The organism is Actinospongiicola halichondriae, from assembly GCF_049103745.1.
Lineage (GTDB): Bacteria > Actinomycetota > Acidimicrobiia > Acidimicrobiales > Salinilacustritrichaceae > Salinilacustrithrix > Salinilacustrithrix halichondriae.
The window spans coordinates 3,098,632-3,113,674 of record NZ_CP171622.1; the positions used below are offsets into that span (position 1 = coordinate 3,098,632).

The window sequence follows — 15,043 nt, forward strand, 5'->3', positions numbered from 1 at the left end:
CATGGGTGTACCCCATCACACCGAGGATCATGACCACCTGGGGGTTTGCCCCACCTGAAGCTGTCACCGCTCGCGCCGATGATCGTCTCGTGCCGGTCTGGTCCACTCTCCGTCGAGGTGATCCCTCCAGTGTGGGGCACCGCATGCTCGACGATGAGCACGGTCGGCCCGGCTCGCCCGTCTGTGGTCGGACGACCGAGGGCCTCTTCTTCCGACTCGATGTCGGCTGGGATCGCGTACCAACGTCTCAGCGATGTGCTCACTGTGATCGCCGGTACGTTGCCGACCATGAGGACCTCGATGCCGCCGGAAGGCTCGACCGCGTGGCAGACGATGCTCACGGCAGATAGGAAGGCCGCCGCTGACCTCGACCCCGACACCATCCCGACCTCCCCCGGTGTCTACGCATGGTTCCGAGATGACGCGCCGGTGTACGCCGGACGGGCGGTGGCCAAGTACGGGCTGAAGGGGCGACTGAAGCGGAACCACCTCGCCACCGGCCTAGATCTCAGCCACTCCAGCTTCCGGCGCAACGTGTGCGAGCACCTCCTCGGCATCGCGACCTCCGTGACCCGCCAGCGACCGACCGTGATGACCGAGGAGCAGGTGTCCGTCGTGAACGCCTGGATTCGCGAGTGCGACGTGACCTGGGTGACTTTCGAGACGGGTGACGAGGCCAAGGATTTCGAGAAGACCTTGCTCGGCGACTGGATGCCACCTTTCTCGAAACGCTGACGACCGATCGACGAGCCGGCCTTCGCCCATCGTCACTACGTTGCGTGCTGAGCGGTCGCGTTGCGTGCGATCTCACTACAGGGTTTTGCTGCAGTACGAAGCGAAGAAACTGAAAGAAGTGGGTGGATTCGATGGGTTTCGTCGGGATCCGCAGGTATCGGCGGGATACAACGAACGCATGGAAACGGTTCGGCCCCTCACCCATGACCCACCATCGGCCCTGCTGACGATCGAGGACATCGCGACCTCCACCAGGTACAGCGTTTGGACGGTCCGATCCTGGGTCCGGAGCGGACTGCTGCCCGCCTACAAGATTGGCGGAGGCGCAATCCGTGTTCTCGCAGACGACCTGGAGACATTCATCCGTAGCCATCCGGCGCATGGGTCCGACCCCGACGGCGACGCTCTCGCCGGACGCTCCCCCTAGAGAACGAGAGGCCATCCACGGTCAGGTGGACAGCCTCTCAATGACAGCAACACCCCTCCCAACGCGAATCAGAAGGAAGTCCTTGTCATGCTCAATGGTACCCCCCTTGAAACCGACGCCGATCTCATCGACAGCGTCGACACCTCTCTTGATATCTATCGCGGGCTTACAGGTGCATCAGGAACCCTGCCCCCAGAAGTGGTGAACCAGGCTGCTATCGAAGCCGCCTCGTCGGAGCGGTTCTGCTCCTCAGTGCTGGGTCACCTGGGTGCCCGTTGCTTCCGCCGGTTGCAACCCCCAGGTGATGAAGGATGGCCGCGCACCTGCAACGGAAATCGATGCCTGACGTGTAGCCCGCGCAGGGCGTTCTGGATGGGCGCAGCAATCGACCTTGCCCAGCCGACCCATCTCGTCACTCTCACCGACATCGGCCATGACTGGGACACCGTCCACACCCGCATGAAGACGGTCATCACCAAGCTCCGGAGGACTGGCGCAACATTCGAGCTGGCCTGGCACGTAGAGCGGAACCCGCGCAGGGACGGCGCTCACGTCCACTGGTGGCACCGGGGAACCATTGTCGCGACCGACTGGCTCTCCGAGATCAGTCGATCGGTCGGCGGTGGCCGGGAGGTTGACATCACCAACGTCACCAGGCGCAGCGCGAGCGGCATGGGCTACGGACTGAAGGCTGTCGCCTCCACCAACCACATGTCGATCCCCGCAGCCATCGCCGAGCAGGCCACGTACCGGCACCTCAACGGGGGTCGTCGGCTCGTCCACCCGACACGAGACTTCTGGCTCGACGAGCGTGGCGAGCGGACGACGCTCGCCCAAGCACTCCTCGCTGCCAAGGCAGCCCACCGTCAACGGTTGCAGGAGACGGTGGCATGACAGCATCCACCCCGACCTTCACCGCCACGGCCCTGAGCAACGTCACCCCGATGCCCGTCCGCTGGCTCATCCCCCGTTTCGTCGCCATCGGCAAGATCACCCTGCTGGTCGGCGGGGCCGGGGTCGGCAAGGGCACGTTCCTGGCCTCGCTGACGGCCACGGTCACCACCGAGGACGCCTGGTGGACAGGAGACGCCTCAGGCCACCCAGGAAGGGTCTTGTGGATCTCCGGCGAGGATGACATCGAGGGCACCCTCCGAACCCGGACCGAAGCTGCCGGGGCAGACCTGGACCGCGTGCACACGCTCGTGCAGCACGACCTCGACCACCGCCTCCAGTTTCCCGAACACGCCGACGCGCTGCGGAACATCGTCAGGAGCACCGAGGCCACGGTGGTCATCATCGACCCGATCACCGAGTTCCTCGACCGCTCGACCAACCTCAACCATGAGCCATCGGTCCGCCGGCTCATGGCAGCACTCAGCCGTATTGCCATTGACCTCGACCTGGTCGTGATCGTCGTACTCCACACCCCCAAGACCGTCGCCAACGCCACCTACATGGCCTCAGGGAGCGCCGCTCTTGTCAATGCCACCCGCACCGAGCTTCGCATCGTCCCCGACCCCGACGACCCCGACGACCGCATCCTGACGGTGGCTAAGAGCAGCCACTCCGAGAAGCCGCCCTCATGGCGCTTCCACATCGACTCGGCGTCGAACGATGCTGCGCTGATCGCCTGGGACGGGCAGACCTCGCTCACCGCGTATGACCTTGCCACCAGGGGCACCCGTGGGCAGACCAAGACCCAGCGCGCCACCGACCTCCTCATCGAACTCCTGGCCCATGGCCCAAGATCGCAGTCTGAGATTCGCGGGGCGGCGTCTGTCGCCGGTATCGGCTTCCGCACGATCGAGAAGGCAAAGGCTGCGCTCAGGATCGAGTCCCGGCAGCGCCCCGAGCGTGGACTCCGAGGTCCCGGACCGTCGTGGTGGGGCTTGCCCAACACCGAATGGTCCGAAATCGAGAACGTGCGGGCCATTCGATCGGACCTCATCGGATGACGCCTCAGAACCGGCCCGACGACACCCGCGCTCTCACGAGTCGCTGCCAGGCGCAAGCGACCGTCGGGGCACCCCCAGCCCCGGCGGTCGCGAGTCCGTCGTTCCACCATCCCATCAACCCGCACAAGCCCGACGACGTGCGGACCACATGACCACCAACACCGGCATCGCCCCCTGGGCCACGACGTTCCATCGGGAGGCCCCCATCGGGAACTTTCGCCGTGGCGCACCCGCTCGACCGCCAGGCCGTGTCTACGTCCTCCGCGAGCGGATCGAGAAGCTGTCCGAGCCGCTCCAGGACCTGTACCTCGACATCCGCCAACAGGCCAACGACATGACCGGGTACCTCTACGACGACCAGTGCCCCAAGTGCGGCGAGCCGATCGCTCGCCACTTCCTCCTCAGCAACCGCGTCCGTGTTCTCGGCGTCCGCACCGGCACACAACTCTTCGATCGCTTCAGGTTCATCCTCGACGCCGAGGACCACGGCTTCGAGTACGTCAGTGACCTGTGGGCGATCGGCCAACGGCTCACGAAGGCCAGGTGCCCGGCCCACGGCTCGTTCACCGTGTATCCGATCACCTACGAAGATGCCGACCCAGCGGTCTGGGACAACGAAGGGATCGAAGCATGACGCCACCCATCACATCCCCGGCTCCGAAGTTCCGGCGTGGCCCTCAGAACCCGCCGATGAAGATCACCACCCTCCCGTCGCCGCCCCTGCGCCTGACCCGACGACGTGCAGGCCAGATCATCCCCACGGATGCTGAGATGCTCTGGCAGGAGATGTCCTTTCATTTCAACCTCCGTCGAGCCAAGAGTCCATCGGCCACCGGCATCGCGGTCCGTTGCTGCGATCGCATCGTCGCCGTCATCGATCACGTCGGCCAAGCACGCGTTCTCGCCGCCCGAGGTACCGGCCATTTCGACCACTTCGACGTTCTCAGCCTCGAAGGCACCAACCAGGGCGACCGCAGGTCGTTGGCCGAAGCGTCCGACCGGATCAACACGCTGACGTGCAGGACCTGCGGCACGAGGCACCCGACCGACGCGCTTCGACGCCACTACAGCAATAGCAAGGTCAACCTCACCCGAGGCGACCACGACCTCGACATCTAGAACATCAACATCCCAACCGAGCCAGCCCCCGCTCCGCCGGGGAAGCCGAAGAGCGCCTTTGTGCTCCAAGCACCTCTGTCGTGGCAAGCAGACATCGAAGCTCCAGGAGGAGTCCGATGCCCCCTGCACTGTTGGCACTCGTCTACGGCGACGACCGCTCACGCATCACGCTCACCGTTGACGAGCTGGCCGAGGTTCTCGACAAGAGTCGGAGCGCGACGTACGCAGCAGTCGGCCGCGGCGAACTCCCCGCTCGACGTGTCGGTCGTCAGATCGTGGTGCCGATCCCTTTGCTTCAACAGTGGCTCGGACTTGATGTCAGACCTCTGAGCGATGATGGACCCCACGAGGCCACTGTCATTCGCTTGGCCATCGATGAGGGAGCGCAATGAGAGGTCACGTTCGCAAGCGGGAGCACAAGCGCAAGGACGGGTCCACCAGCAGGCTCTGGTACGCCGTCATCTACCTCGGCACCGACTCCACATCCAACAAGAAGACCTACGACTGGGGCCGCGGCTACAGGACCCAGCGGGAGGCGATGGGGGCGCTCAATGAGCGACTCCAGTCGCTCGCCACCGGGACCTACGTGCGGTCGGCCAACCTCTCGGTGGCCGACTACCTCGTGGACTCATGGTTGCCCTCGGTCAAGGCCAGAGTGAGGGGGAACACCTTCACGACCTATCTGTCTGTCGTCGAGCGACACCTCGTCCCGATGATCGGCACCCGACGGCTCCAAGACCTGACGACGATGGATCTGACGGCCATGTATGCACGGATGGCGACTGGCGACGTTCAGCCTCATCTGAAGCATCCTGGACGCAAGGCGAAGCCGCTGGCAGCGAAGTCAGTGAACAACATCGCCCGCGTGGTCAGCGTCGCGCTGAACGATGCGATGGACAACGGCCTCGTGAGCCGCAACGTCGCCGTTCGAGCCAAGACGCCGAAGCCGGTCAAGCCGCAGATCGAGGCATGGACCGCACACGAGTTGCTCCAGTTCCTCCACTCGACATCGGACCAGCGGCTCCACAACGTGTGGCACCTGGCGTCGATGACTGGGATGCGTCGCAGTGAGTTCCTCGGCCTTCGTTGGGACGACGTGTCCTTCGTGGGCAAGAACGCGAGCGTCCGACAAACCCTGGTGTCCGTCGCCGGGCAGACCGAGACCTCTGCTCCAAAGAACGGTCACGCTCGGGTCGTCGATCTCGACCCCGAGACCATCGCTGTCCTACGGCGTCATCAGAAGTCCCAGAAAGCGGACAAGCTCGCGTTCGGTCCCGGCTACACCATGACCGGGTACGTCTTCACCAAGGAGGACGGCCAGCCCTACCACCCGGATGTTGTTAGCAAGGCGTTCACGCGTGCGGTTGCGGCTACAGACTTGAAGCGCATCACCCTGCATGGCCTCCGTCATACCCATGCGACGCTCATGATCGCTGACGGAGTCCCCGTGAAGGTCGTAAGCGAACGCCTCGGCCACTCCAGTCCAGCGTTCACCATGGCCGTGTACCAGCACGTCATGCCTGGGATGCAGTCCGACGCCGCAGCCCAGTTCGCAACCGCGATCAGGAACGCCACGAAGGATCAGGACGAGGTCGGCGAAGACTCCGGCTGATCCGGGTGACATGCGCCTCGCCGGGAGCGCCTCGCTGGTGTAACCGAGCCTCTCGGCCCCGGCTTCAGGTCGTTCTCGACCTCACGCGACCACGGGTCCTCAATCCGGGGATTTGACGCAGATTTGACACGGCCCCCGGAACGCAGAAGAGGCCACTCCGAGAAGTGGCCTCTGACCTGCTGTTTCGATGGTGGCGGGGGTTGGATTTGAACCAACGACCTTCGGGTTATGAGCCCGACGAGCTACCAGACTGCTCCACCCCGCGGCGGACAGACGACAGTAGCAACACCAGGCCGTGGCGCCAACCTCAGATCCCGCGTTCGTCGATATCGGAACCGATAGCATGGAGTTCATGACTGCGAGCGAGTTGATCCGACGGAGCCGGGCGTGGGCGGGACTGAGCCAGCGCCAACTGGCAGAGCGTGCCGGTACTTCGGGGCCGGCGATCAGCTTCTACGAGACCGGCGAACGGGTGCCTCGGCTCGACACGCTGGAGCGCATCATCGGGGCAACCGGTGCCGAACTGACCGTCGCCGTCCACCTCGACGGATGCCGACCCGACCCAAAGGACACTGCCCGGCGACTCCGCGATGTCCTCGATCTCGCCGAAGCGCTCCCCCAACGCCACGATCCCGAGCTCCGCTATCCCGTGCTCCGCGACCTCCTCGGCTGAGCCGGTGCGTCTCACCGAACGCATCGTCACCCTCGACCGGGGCCTCGCCGGTGCCGGGCTCCCCCATGCCTTCGGCGGCGCCATCGCCCTCGCCTACTGCACCGCCAGCCCGCGTGGCACCGACGACATCGACGTCAACATCTTCGTGGGCACGCGCCGCCTCGACGAGGTCCTCGCCGCGCTCCCGGAGGGGGTGACGATCACCGACGCCGACCGACGTCAGCTCCGCCGAGCCGGCCAGGCGCGGCTGTTCTGGGACCGGACGCCCGTCGACGTGTTCCTGTCGAATCATCCGTTCCATGGCCGAGCCGAGCTCCAGACACGGTTGCAGCCCTTCGAGTCGATCGAGATCCCCGTGCTGGCGTGTATCGACCTCGCCGTCTTCAAGACGTTCTTCGCGCGTGGCAAGGACGCGGTCGACATCGCCGAGATGGTCAAGGCCGGCTGCGTGGACCTCGACGAACTGACCGACCTCGTCCACGGCCTGATCGGTGAGGAACGCCAATCCTTCCTCGCCGACGTCGAACGCTTCAGTCACGAGGCCTGAACGCCCCTCGGACTACATGTCGAGGTACGAGTCGAGGAAGGCGTCGAGCGCCGCCTCGTCGTCGAGATCGACGCCGGCGGCCACCGCCTGCTCGAGGATCTCGACCCGTCCGGAACCCTGGGCGTCGTCGACCTCGGCCTCGACGGCGTCGATGATCGCCACCGTGTCGGCCACATAGCGGTCGGCCCAGCCACGCTCGGCGTGCACCCACGGTACGAACGACCGCATCACGTCGCCGAAGCGTCCGAGCGTGGTCTCGTCGAGATCGGCGCGGGGCAACCACCCCGCCATGACCAGGTGGACGACGACGGGCGACCAACGGTCGGCCTCTCCCCCGACCTCGTCGACCACGAAGCCGACCGCGGCGAGCAGCGCATCTCGTTCACCGGCGTGTGCTGCTCCCGCCTCGGACGCGAGGAACGCATCGACCAGCGAGGCCTGCTCGGCAGCCGTCGACGGATCTGGCATCGCCAGTGCCGACGCTCCGGTGGGCAGCTTGGCCACGTAGTGCTCGACGATCGAGAACAGCGACGAGAACGTGTCCGAGACCGGCACGATCGCGCCTTCCTCGAAGGTCGCGTCGATGGCCTCGTCGATGGTCGCTGCGGCGATGCCGAGGTCGAGCTCGGAGACGACCATGGCGTCGTCCTCGGCTGCCAGGTCGAGGAACCGCTCCGCGTCCGAGTGCACGAGCACGTCCTTGGCCAGTCCACCGAGTGTGCGGTCGACATAGACGGCGAGGACGTGATCGGCTGCGGCGCCGGGATGGCGGGCGGTGAGGACCACGTCGAAGCCGTCGCCGGTCTCGTGACCGACCGTCCAGGCGCCCGTGGCCTCGGCGTTGCCGACGGCCATGAGCCAGCCGGGTGCCGCCGGCAGTGCGCTGGTCTGGAGACGCTCGTGGAGCGGCCACTGCACGTAGCCGGGATCGAAGGCGTCCATCACCCAGCAGAAGTCGATGACCACCCGCGGCGGGCTCTGGTCGAGATGGTGGAGGCTGACCTCGATCAGCCCGTTCAGCAGTTCCTCGTGATCGGGTTCGTCTGGGGCGAGGTCGTCGAGTGACCCTGCGCCGAGATGTCCCAGGAACTCCGAGGCGCGCAGCTCGATGTCGAGCGGCGAGGCATCACCGATGCCGTCGAAGCCACCCAACGCCGGCACCACACCGTCGAGCGGGGGCAGACCCGGCTCGCTGGCCGGCCACACCGGTGCATGGATCTTCGGGGGACGTCGACGCGCGGCCATCCAGCGAGGCTACGGGTCGAGACGCCGCGACCCTTGACGGAGGTCTGGTGGCCTGCGATCCTCGTCCTCTCGCGGAGCGATCCGCCTTCCCGGCCAGGGCCACGAGCCCAGCCGCTCGCCGTCGCCACGGCCGCACCTGCTCCGGAAGGCTCCGCCATGACCCGTTCGACCACCGTCGACCCGTCCGCCATCGACGCATCGCTCCATCTCCTCGCCCACCAGGTGCTGCACGACCTGGTCGACGAGACGCTCGAACCCTGTCTGCTCCACGTCGCCGAGCGGCACGACACGGTCGACCTCGGGGTCCGACCGCTCGACGGCGCCCACCCCACCGAGCTCCTGCTCGGTTTCACCGCACCGGCCGACTGGCATGCACTCGGCATCGCGACCGCCGGGTGGGCCTACGACGTCGCCGATCGTGCGACCGCTGCGCCCGACCGTTCGCGCGTCCACGTCGTCACCATCGTCTCGCGCAGCGGTGAGGTCGTGTACCGAACCCACGCCGAGGACCACCGACTCCTCGGCTCGGCGACGGACGACGACGACGTCAGCGGCGAGCAGATCGACCTGCTCCGCCGAGCCCTCGACCTCCCGACCGCCGGTGCGCCGTGTGGCACCGACGTGTTCTTCACCATCGAGTGGCTGGCGACGCTCCTCGCGCTGGAGCGCGAGACGGTCACCACCTGGGACGAGGTGGTTGCCCTGCATCCTGCTCGTCGCATCCTGCAGGGGGCGCGAAGCAGCGTCGCCCGAGACCACGGCCTCGTCGTGACGGCAACGATGTTCGCCCGCGCCTGGCCGTGGTCACGGTTACGGCAGATGGCGGGCCGGGGAACCCATCTCGTCCCCGACCTCGACCAGACGGCAGCGCGTTGGCTCGACGACGGAGCGTTCGCCCGCTTCGTCCTCAACCGGTGCCCACCGCTGTCCCTGGTCCGAGCGCGGATCCGATCCGAACTCGTCCCGACCCTGGCCGACCGGGTCGAACAGGCGCTCGAGGAGATGCGCATCCCGCACACCGCCTGGCCCGATGCCCAGGCCGTGTGAGGCTCCGGCGAGCGTCGATCGACATCCACCACCGGTGCTCGACTCACTCGTACGGTTGCTGCCATGGGTTGGTTCCGACGCTCGCGCCCCGCACGCACGACCGATGCACCTCAGCCCGAGGCACCCGAGACCGACGTCCCGGCGCCGGACGGCACCGCGTTGGTGCCCCTGACGGCCGACGCCGCACCGGCGCTCGCACGCACCGAACGGGCGCTGCAGATGCTGGCGACGCAGTCGGCGCAGCTCCACACCTCGATCGTCCATCTCGAGCACCGCGTCGACGCCATGTCGGCGGCGATGCAGGACCGGTTCGACGCCGCCAGTCACGAAGACGTGATCAAGGCTCGGCTGCACACGGCGAAGGTCGCCGCCGAACTGTCACGCCTCGAGATCAACGTCGCCGCCCGCATCGAGCAGGTTCGTGGCGAGGTACGGGGTGCGGCCGAGATCGATCTCCGCCACCGCACCCCGGTCGACACCGGCTTCTAACCAGCCTGCGCCCACACCCGCCAGTCGGCGGGCGCCAGCGCTTCCTCCTGCTCGACCGTCGTGGTCGTCGAGTCGGGCGGCGTCGTGGTCGTGGTCGTCGACTGCGCCAAGAGCTTCAGCGCTTCGCTGACCTTCTCCTCGGCCTCGTCGTTCTTCGACTGGTAGGTGCCCAGATCGCCGTCGGCGAGGGCGGCCCGCGATTCCTGGAACAGGGCCTCGGCGTCCTCGAGCAGCTGCGCCGCTCGTTCGTTCACGCCGAGCTCCGGGCCAGGATCCTCCGGGGTCTCGCCGGGACCGTCGGGGCCGGGGTCCGGGTCGTCGACGATCTCGTCCAGGTTGGGGACCTCGTCGAAGAGCTGCCCGAGCGCACCGGCGAGCGTGTCGGAGATGGCGACCTTCGACTCGTAGAACGCCACCACCTTCTTCAGCTCGGGGATCCGCACCTGGTCGGACTCGACGTAGAACGGCCGCACGTACACGAGCGCGTTGTCGACCGGCACCAGGATCAGGTTGCCGAACTTGACCTCGGAACCGCTTCCACCGAGCAGCGTCTGCTGCTCGGAGACGGTCGGGTCGGACTGGATGGCGTCGGCGACGATGGCCGGACCGTCCGGTCGGTTCTGACGCGGCATCTCGTAGCTCACGAGTTCGCCGTAGTGGCCGGGGTCCGAACGAGCGACCATGAAGGCCGTCAACAACTGGTTCTGGTCGTTGCCCACGGGGACGAACGTGCGGAGCATGACGAACTCCGCCCGATCCTCACCCGGCAACTGCGTCAGCAGGTAGTACGGGTCGATGCGGGCACCGACCGACGGACCGACCGGCTGTCCGGCGGCGTTCGTCGTCTGCGTCGCCGGGCCGGCACCAGCGGTGCCGGGGTCGAGCGCCACGTTCCAGGCATCGTTGTTGTTGTAGAAGGTGCTGGCGTTGGTGACGTGGTAGTCGCCCCACATGTTCGTCTGGACCCGGAAGAGGTCTTCGGGGTATCGGAGGTTGTCGACGAGGTCCTCGGGCATCTCGTCGAAGTCGGTGAACAGTTCGGGGAAGGCGCTGCGCCATGCCTCGATGACCGGGTCCTCTTCGTCGATCACGTAGAAGTCGACGGTGCCGTCGTAGGCGTCGACCACGGCCTTGACCGAGTTGCGGACGTAGTTGAACCGCCCGTCGAGCCCGGTGGCGCCGGTGAGGCCGCTGTTGTCGGCACGTTGCGCGTACGGATACCGATCGCTCGTCGTGTAGGCGTCGAGGATCCACACGATCTCGCCGGCGTCGTTGATCACCGGGTAGGGGTCGGCGTCGAAGTCGAGGAACGGCGCCAGCGTCTCGGCGCGCTCACGCACGTCGCGGATGTAGTGGATCTTCGAGTCGCCGTCGATCAGGTTGGAGATCAGCGGGTTGTAGTCGCCGAAGCGCAACGAGAAGGCGACCTTGTCGAGGAATCCACCGATGTCGACCCCGTCGGGACCGTCGTAGACGGTGTTGGTCGTGTCGGCGCCGTCCTGGTAGTCGAGTTCCTCACGCGTGCCACCGGTGATCACGTAGCCGTCGAGGTTCTCGCCGAAGTAGATCTGGGGACGGTTCAGTTCGAGGTCGGTGTTCTCCTTCACCGGGACCTGCTGGAGCGCGAAGTCGGGGCGCCCCTGGGCGGTCTTCGTCGTCCCGGACGCGAGCACCATGCCGTAGCCGTGCGTGTAGATGATGTGCTCGGCCTCCCACGACGACTGCGGCAGTCCCGTGGTGTCGAGGTCACGAGCCGACAGCACGACCTGTCGCAGGGCGCCGTCGATCTCGTAGCGATCGACGTCGACGTCGTTGAGCGTGTAGTAGGGCAGCAGTTCCTCGAGGCGAGGGAACGTCTGACCGAGGACGACCGACGACGGATCCCACAGACGGATGTTCTGGACCGTCTCGATGTTGTCCGAGAGGTTCACGTCGGCTTCGTCGCGTGTCAGGTCGTAGCTGGTCGTGTCGACCTCGGCGAGGCCGAGGGCATCGCGGGTGGCCGCGATGTTGCGGTCGATGTACTCGGTCTCCTTCGACAGTTCGTTCGGCGAGACCTGGAACCGCTGGATCACCTCGGGGTAGATGCCGCCGGCGACCACGGCCACGAGCCCCCACAGCCCGACACCGAGGATCGGCAGCACCCAGCCACGACGCCAGATGTTGACGATGAAGAGTGCGAACGACGCAACCGAGATCAGGATCAGGAGGTTGAGCACCGGCAGCTGTGCGTTGACGTCGGTGAACCCGGCGCCGTCGACCACACCGCGGGTCGAGGTGGTGAGCTCGTAGCGCTCGAGCATGTAGCCCGCGGCCCGGATCAGCGCGAGCACGCCGAGGAGCACCGACACGTGGGCCTTCACCTGCGAGGTGACCTTGGGGCTGATCGTCCCCGGACCCGTCGGCTGGACGCGGATGCCGCCGTTCGCGAAGTGCGCAGCGATGGTCACCACGAGGATGATCAGCACCGAGGCGAACGCCCAGTCGGTGACCGACTTCAGGAACGGCAACTTGAACACGTAGAAGCCGATGTCGGTGGAGAACTGCGCATCCGACATGCCCCAGTCACCGCCGTTGGTGAAGAGCAGCCACTCACGCCATTCCTGGCTCATGCCGGTACCGATGAGCACGGCCAGGACGAAGGCGACCGCCAGGCGGAACAACCCGGTCCGGTTGCCGATGGCCTCGCGGAAGCGATCGAGCGCCTCCTGCTCGGGGCCGGCCGGCGGGAACTTCGGGGCCAGTCGATCGGCGATGTAGAGGTTCACCCAGCACACCGCGAAGAACGCCGCGACGAAGATCACCGCGAGCGAGATCTTGGCGCCGAGCACCCCGGACCACACGCCGTCGTAGCCGAGCGAGTCGAACCACAGGAAGTCGGTGTAGAAGCCGGCGATGCCGCGCAGCGACGTGATCAGGAAGAACAGCGCGATCGCGACGACGATCAGGATCGTGCGGCCGCGGTTCGAACCATCGCCGCTGGGGCGGGGCGCACGACGACGGGGCTGGGGCATGTCAGAAGGGGGACGCATGTGGCGTCTGAGCCTACCGAGGGGTGGTCAAGACCCTTGCGCGAGGCATCCCGGCCCCGCGGAGATCAGGTCTCGACGGCGAGCATGCACCGGCAGCCCGGATGGGCCTGCGGGCAGGCGTCACCGGTCGGGAAGGTCTCGCCCTTGACCACCGTTCCCGCCAGCGCGTTGTCCTGGGCATCGGGGCAGGGACCCTGTTCCGGGTCGATGAGCCAGCGGAGACGGGCGTCGTCGGCCGCTGCTGCCAGCTGACCGGCGGCATACGCCGACAGCAGGGCGTCGGACACCGCGGGGGCGATCCGTTCGACCTTCCACTCGCGATAGAGGGCCCGGAGCCGCTCGTCGAGGGCATCGGCGTCTCCGTCGACATCGGCGGCGCTGTCCTCGATACGACGGCGGAAGGGGTCGACCAGCGACTCGGACAAGGCGACGGCAAGGGCCCCGACGTCGGCTTCGGACTCCGTGTCGTCCCCGGTCGAGGCACCGGCCTGCGCCGCTGCGGCGAGTCCGTCGATCGCCACGTCGGCGTAGCCGTCGACCTGTGCCTCGCGAGCCGGCAGGAGTTCGTCGGCATCGGTCGACTCACTCTGGCGGAGCGCGTCGAGCACGGCGTTCTGCTCGTCGGCCAGATGACGCTTGAGCGCACGGGACAACGACTTCTCGAGTTTGGCGACGACCTCGCCTCGGTGCTCGTGGACCGGTCCGTCCGCGAGGAGTTCGGCGGGGACCTGGTCGGCTCCACCGGTCGGGGCGGCCACGACCGCCGGCTCGGGCTCGGGCTCGGGTTCCGGCTCGGGCTCGGGTTCCGGCTCGGGCTCGGGCTCCTCGACCGCGGCGTTCTCACCAGCCGAGAGGACCTGCTGGGCGCGTGCCACCGACTCGGCTCGCTCGGAGCGGATCCGCTCGAACAACGCGCCGACGTCGTCCGAGGGCGCATCGTCGGCCGCGGGCTCGGGCTCGGGCTCCGGCTCCGGTTCGGGCTCTGGCTCGGGCTCTGGCTCCGGTTCTGGCTCCGGTTCTGGCTCCGGTTCTGGCTCCGGCTCCGGCTCCGGCTCCGGCTCGGGCTCGGGCTCCGGTTCCGGCTCGGGCTCCGGTTCCGGCTCGGGCTCCGGTTCCGGCTCCGGTTCCGGCTCGGGATCGGGTTCCGGCGCCGGTTCCGCGACGGCCTCTGCTGCAGCTCGATCGGCCTCGGCTGCGGCGACGTGAGCCGCCGCGGCGTCGATCTCCTGCTCGAGTTCGTCGCTCTCGGAGACCGACTCGTCGACCAGTGCGCCGTCGAGCTGCGAGGTGATCTCGTCGACGTTCTCGCGCACGGTCGCATAGGCATCGAGCAGCCGCTGACGACCGGCAGCGAGACGCTCGACCTGGCCACGGCCAGCGTCGCGACGTCGCTGGAGATCGGCCAGGATGCGCGCGCGGACCTCCTTGGCCTCGCCGACCATCGTCCGGCCCTCTTCTCGGGCCTCCTCGATCGCGCGCGCCGCTTCCTGTTCGGCTTCAGCCCGGATGCGATCCGCCTCTGCGGTCGCCGCCGCGGCATCGGTCTCGGCCTTGGCCCGGATCTGCGCGGCCGATGCCTCGGCCTCGGTGGTGAGCCGCTGACCTTCCGCGGCCGCGGCCGCCACTGCGGTGTCGCGTGCGGCCAGCGCCTCGGCCGTCAGGTCCGCCGCCTGCTGTTCGGCATCGTCGACCAGACGCTTTGCCTCGGCGGTCGCCTCCCGGATCACCCGGGCAGCCGACTCTTCGGCCTTCGAGCGGATGTCGTCTGCGGCGTGACGCGCCGTGGAGAGCACGTGCGCGGTCTCTGCCCCGACCAGACCGACCAGTTCGTCGTCGCTGAGCGTGCCGAGGACCGGTGTCTCGGCGGCGACGGCGACCTCGGGCTCTGGCTCGGGTTCGGGTTCGGGCTCCGGTGGAGCGTCGAAGACCACTTCTTCGCGGGGCAACAGCGTGAAGGCCGAGGACCCGGTCGACGGCGGTGCGGTCGGGTCGTCGAGACGGCGGCGGAGATCGTCGACGAGGGCGTTCGTCGCCTCGACCCGCTGGGCGACCGACTCGAGGAACTCGTCGACGGCACGTGCCTCGTAGCGCCGGAACGACCCGGGAAATCGGACCGTTCGCAGGTCTGCGGGGTCGATGCGCGGGTCGTCATCCATCGGCAC

Annotated in this window: 15 protein-coding genes and 1 tRNA gene; 12 read left to right on the forward strand and 4 right to left on the reverse strand. The window is 67.3% G+C overall.

All coding sequences use genetic code 11. The features are described 5' to 3' along the window. Positions 1-288 precede the first annotated feature (288 nt). From AB8619_RS15240 to AB8619_RS15275, 8 genes are all read left to right on the forward strand, one after another. Positions 289-735, forward strand: a complete 447-nt coding sequence (locus AB8619_RS15240) for a hypothetical protein (RefSeq protein ID WP_436793488.1) — start codon at positions 289-291, stop codon at positions 733-735. A 178-nt stretch (positions 736-913) separates the two neighbouring features. Next, positions 914-1,162 carry a helix-turn-helix domain-containing protein gene (locus AB8619_RS15245; RefSeq protein WP_436796393.1) on the forward strand — a complete coding sequence of 83 codons (249 nt, stop codon included), beginning with the start codon at positions 914-916 and terminating at the stop codon, positions 1,160-1,162. 87 nt (positions 1,163-1,249) lie between these two features. Next, positions 1,250-2,056 carry a hypothetical protein gene (locus tag AB8619_RS15250; protein WP_436793489.1) on the forward strand — a complete coding sequence of 269 codons (807 nt, stop codon included), beginning with the start codon at positions 1,250-1,252 and terminating at the stop codon, positions 2,054-2,056. Further along, positions 2,053-3,117, forward strand: a complete 1,065-nt coding sequence (locus AB8619_RS15255; RefSeq protein ID WP_436793490.1) for an AAA family ATPase — start codon at positions 2,053-2,055, stop codon at positions 3,115-3,117. Before AB8619_RS15250 ends, AB8619_RS15255 begins: the two co-directional genes overlap by 4 nt. Before the next feature lie 148 nt (positions 3,118-3,265). Beyond that, positions 3,266-3,751 (forward strand): hypothetical protein, encoded by a 486-nt coding sequence (locus AB8619_RS15260; protein ID WP_436793491.1) that lies wholly within the window; start codon positions 3,266-3,268, stop codon positions 3,749-3,751. 56 nt (positions 3,752-3,807) lie between these two features. Then, positions 3,808-4,236 (forward strand): hypothetical protein, encoded by a 429-nt coding sequence (locus AB8619_RS15265; protein WP_436793492.1) that lies wholly within the window; start codon positions 3,808-3,810, stop codon positions 4,234-4,236. A 116-nt stretch (positions 4,237-4,352) separates the two neighbouring features. Further along, entirely contained in the window at positions 4,353-4,628 is a 276-nt protein-coding gene (locus AB8619_RS15270; RefSeq protein WP_436793493.1) for a helix-turn-helix domain-containing protein, read from the forward strand. Then, positions 4,625-5,848 (forward strand): tyrosine-type recombinase/integrase, encoded by a 1,224-nt coding sequence (locus AB8619_RS15275; RefSeq protein ID WP_436793494.1) that lies wholly within the window; start codon positions 4,625-4,627, stop codon positions 5,846-5,848. Before AB8619_RS15270 ends, AB8619_RS15275 begins: the two co-directional genes overlap by 4 nt. Before the next feature lie 188 nt (positions 5,849-6,036). Here the strand turns inward: AB8619_RS15275 and AB8619_RS15280 are convergent. After that, positions 6,037-6,113, reverse strand: a tRNA-Met gene (locus AB8619_RS15280). A gap of 87 nt (positions 6,114-6,200) precedes the next feature. Here AB8619_RS15280 and AB8619_RS15285 point away from each other — a divergent pair. Then, entirely contained in the window at positions 6,201-6,521 is a 321-nt protein-coding gene (locus tag AB8619_RS15285) for a helix-turn-helix domain-containing protein (RefSeq protein ID WP_436793495.1), read from the forward strand. A 4-nt stretch (positions 6,522-6,525) separates the two neighbouring features. Further along, positions 6,526-7,068 carry a hypothetical protein gene (locus AB8619_RS15290; protein WP_436793496.1) on the forward strand — a complete coding sequence of 181 codons (543 nt, stop codon included), beginning with the start codon at positions 6,526-6,528 and terminating at the stop codon, positions 7,066-7,068. A 12-nt stretch (positions 7,069-7,080) separates the two neighbouring features. Here the strand turns inward: AB8619_RS15290 and AB8619_RS15295 are convergent, their stop codons facing one another. Then, positions 7,081-8,313: a hypothetical protein gene (locus AB8619_RS15295; RefSeq protein WP_436793497.1), complete on the reverse strand. Its 1,233-nt coding sequence runs from the start codon at positions 8,311-8,313 to the stop codon at positions 7,081-7,083. A gap of 156 nt (positions 8,314-8,469) precedes the next feature. On the opposite strand from AB8619_RS15295, the gene AB8619_RS15300 reads away from it, so the two are divergent. Beyond that, positions 8,470-9,360: a hypothetical protein gene (locus AB8619_RS15300; RefSeq protein WP_436793498.1), complete on the forward strand. Its 891-nt coding sequence runs from the start codon at positions 8,470-8,472 to the stop codon at positions 9,358-9,360. 63 nt (positions 9,361-9,423) lie between these two features. Then, the gene (locus AB8619_RS15305) at positions 9,424-9,849 is read left to right on the forward strand and encodes a hypothetical protein (RefSeq protein WP_436793499.1); all 426 of its coding nucleotides are present in this window, start codon (positions 9,424-9,426) and stop codon (positions 9,847-9,849) included. Here the strand turns inward: AB8619_RS15305 and AB8619_RS15310 are convergent. Beyond that, complete coding sequence (locus AB8619_RS15310) at positions 9,846-12,863, reverse strand: UPF0182 family membrane protein (protein WP_436793500.1); 3,018 nt, start codon at positions 12,861-12,863, stop codon at positions 9,846-9,848. The genes AB8619_RS15305 and AB8619_RS15310 overlap by 4 nt on opposite strands. A gap of 83 nt (positions 12,864-12,946) precedes the next feature. Continuing rightward, positions 12,947-15,037: a hypothetical protein gene (locus tag AB8619_RS15315; RefSeq protein ID WP_436793501.1), complete on the reverse strand. Its 2,091-nt coding sequence runs from the start codon at positions 15,035-15,037 to the stop codon at positions 12,947-12,949. Positions 15,038-15,043 lie beyond the last annotated feature (6 nt).

Bases quoted from the DNA above. Each gene is read 5' to 3' on its own strand.
- AB8619_RS15265 (WP_436793492.1), top strand. From the start codon at position 3,808: ATGAAGATCACCACCCTCCCGTCGCCGCCCCTGCGCCTGACCCGACGA.
- AB8619_RS15245 (WP_436796393.1), top strand. From the start codon at position 914: ATGGAAACGGTTCGGCCCCTCACCCATGACCCACCATCGGCCCTGCTG.
- AB8619_RS15260 (WP_436793491.1), top strand. From the start codon at position 3,266: ATGACCACCAACACCGGCATCGCCCCCTGGGCCACGACGTTCCATCGG.
- AB8619_RS15275 (WP_436793494.1), top strand. From the start codon at position 4,625: ATGAGAGGTCACGTTCGCAAGCGGGAGCACAAGCGCAAGGACGGGTCC.
- AB8619_RS15310 (WP_436793500.1), bottom strand. From the start codon at position 12,863: ATGCCCCAGCCCCGTCGTCGTGCGCCCCGCCCCAGCGGCGATGGTTCG.
- AB8619_RS15300 (WP_436793498.1), top strand. From the start codon at position 8,470: ATGACCCGTTCGACCACCGTCGACCCGTCCGCCATCGACGCATCGCTC.
- AB8619_RS15305 (WP_436793499.1), top strand. From the start codon at position 9,424: ATGGGTTGGTTCCGACGCTCGCGCCCCGCACGCACGACCGATGCACCT.
- AB8619_RS15285 (WP_436793495.1), top strand. From the start codon at position 6,201: ATGACTGCGAGCGAGTTGATCCGACGGAGCCGGGCGTGGGCGGGACTG.
- AB8619_RS15250 (WP_436793489.1), top strand. From the start codon at position 1,250: ATGCTCAATGGTACCCCCCTTGAAACCGACGCCGATCTCATCGACAGC.
- AB8619_RS15270 (WP_436793493.1), top strand. From the start codon at position 4,353: ATGCCCCCTGCACTGTTGGCACTCGTCTACGGCGACGACCGCTCACGC.
- AB8619_RS15255 (WP_436793490.1), top strand. From the start codon at position 2,053: ATGACAGCATCCACCCCGACCTTCACCGCCACGGCCCTGAGCAACGTC.
- AB8619_RS15295 (WP_436793497.1), bottom strand. From the start codon at position 8,313: ATGGCCGCGCGTCGACGTCCCCCGAAGATCCATGCACCGGTGTGGCCG.
- AB8619_RS15240 (WP_436793488.1), top strand. From the start codon at position 289: ATGAGGACCTCGATGCCGCCGGAAGGCTCGACCGCGTGGCAGACGATG.
- AB8619_RS15315 (WP_436793501.1), bottom strand. From the start codon at position 15,037: ATGGATGACGACCCGCGCATCGACCCCGCAGACCTGCGAACGGTCCGA.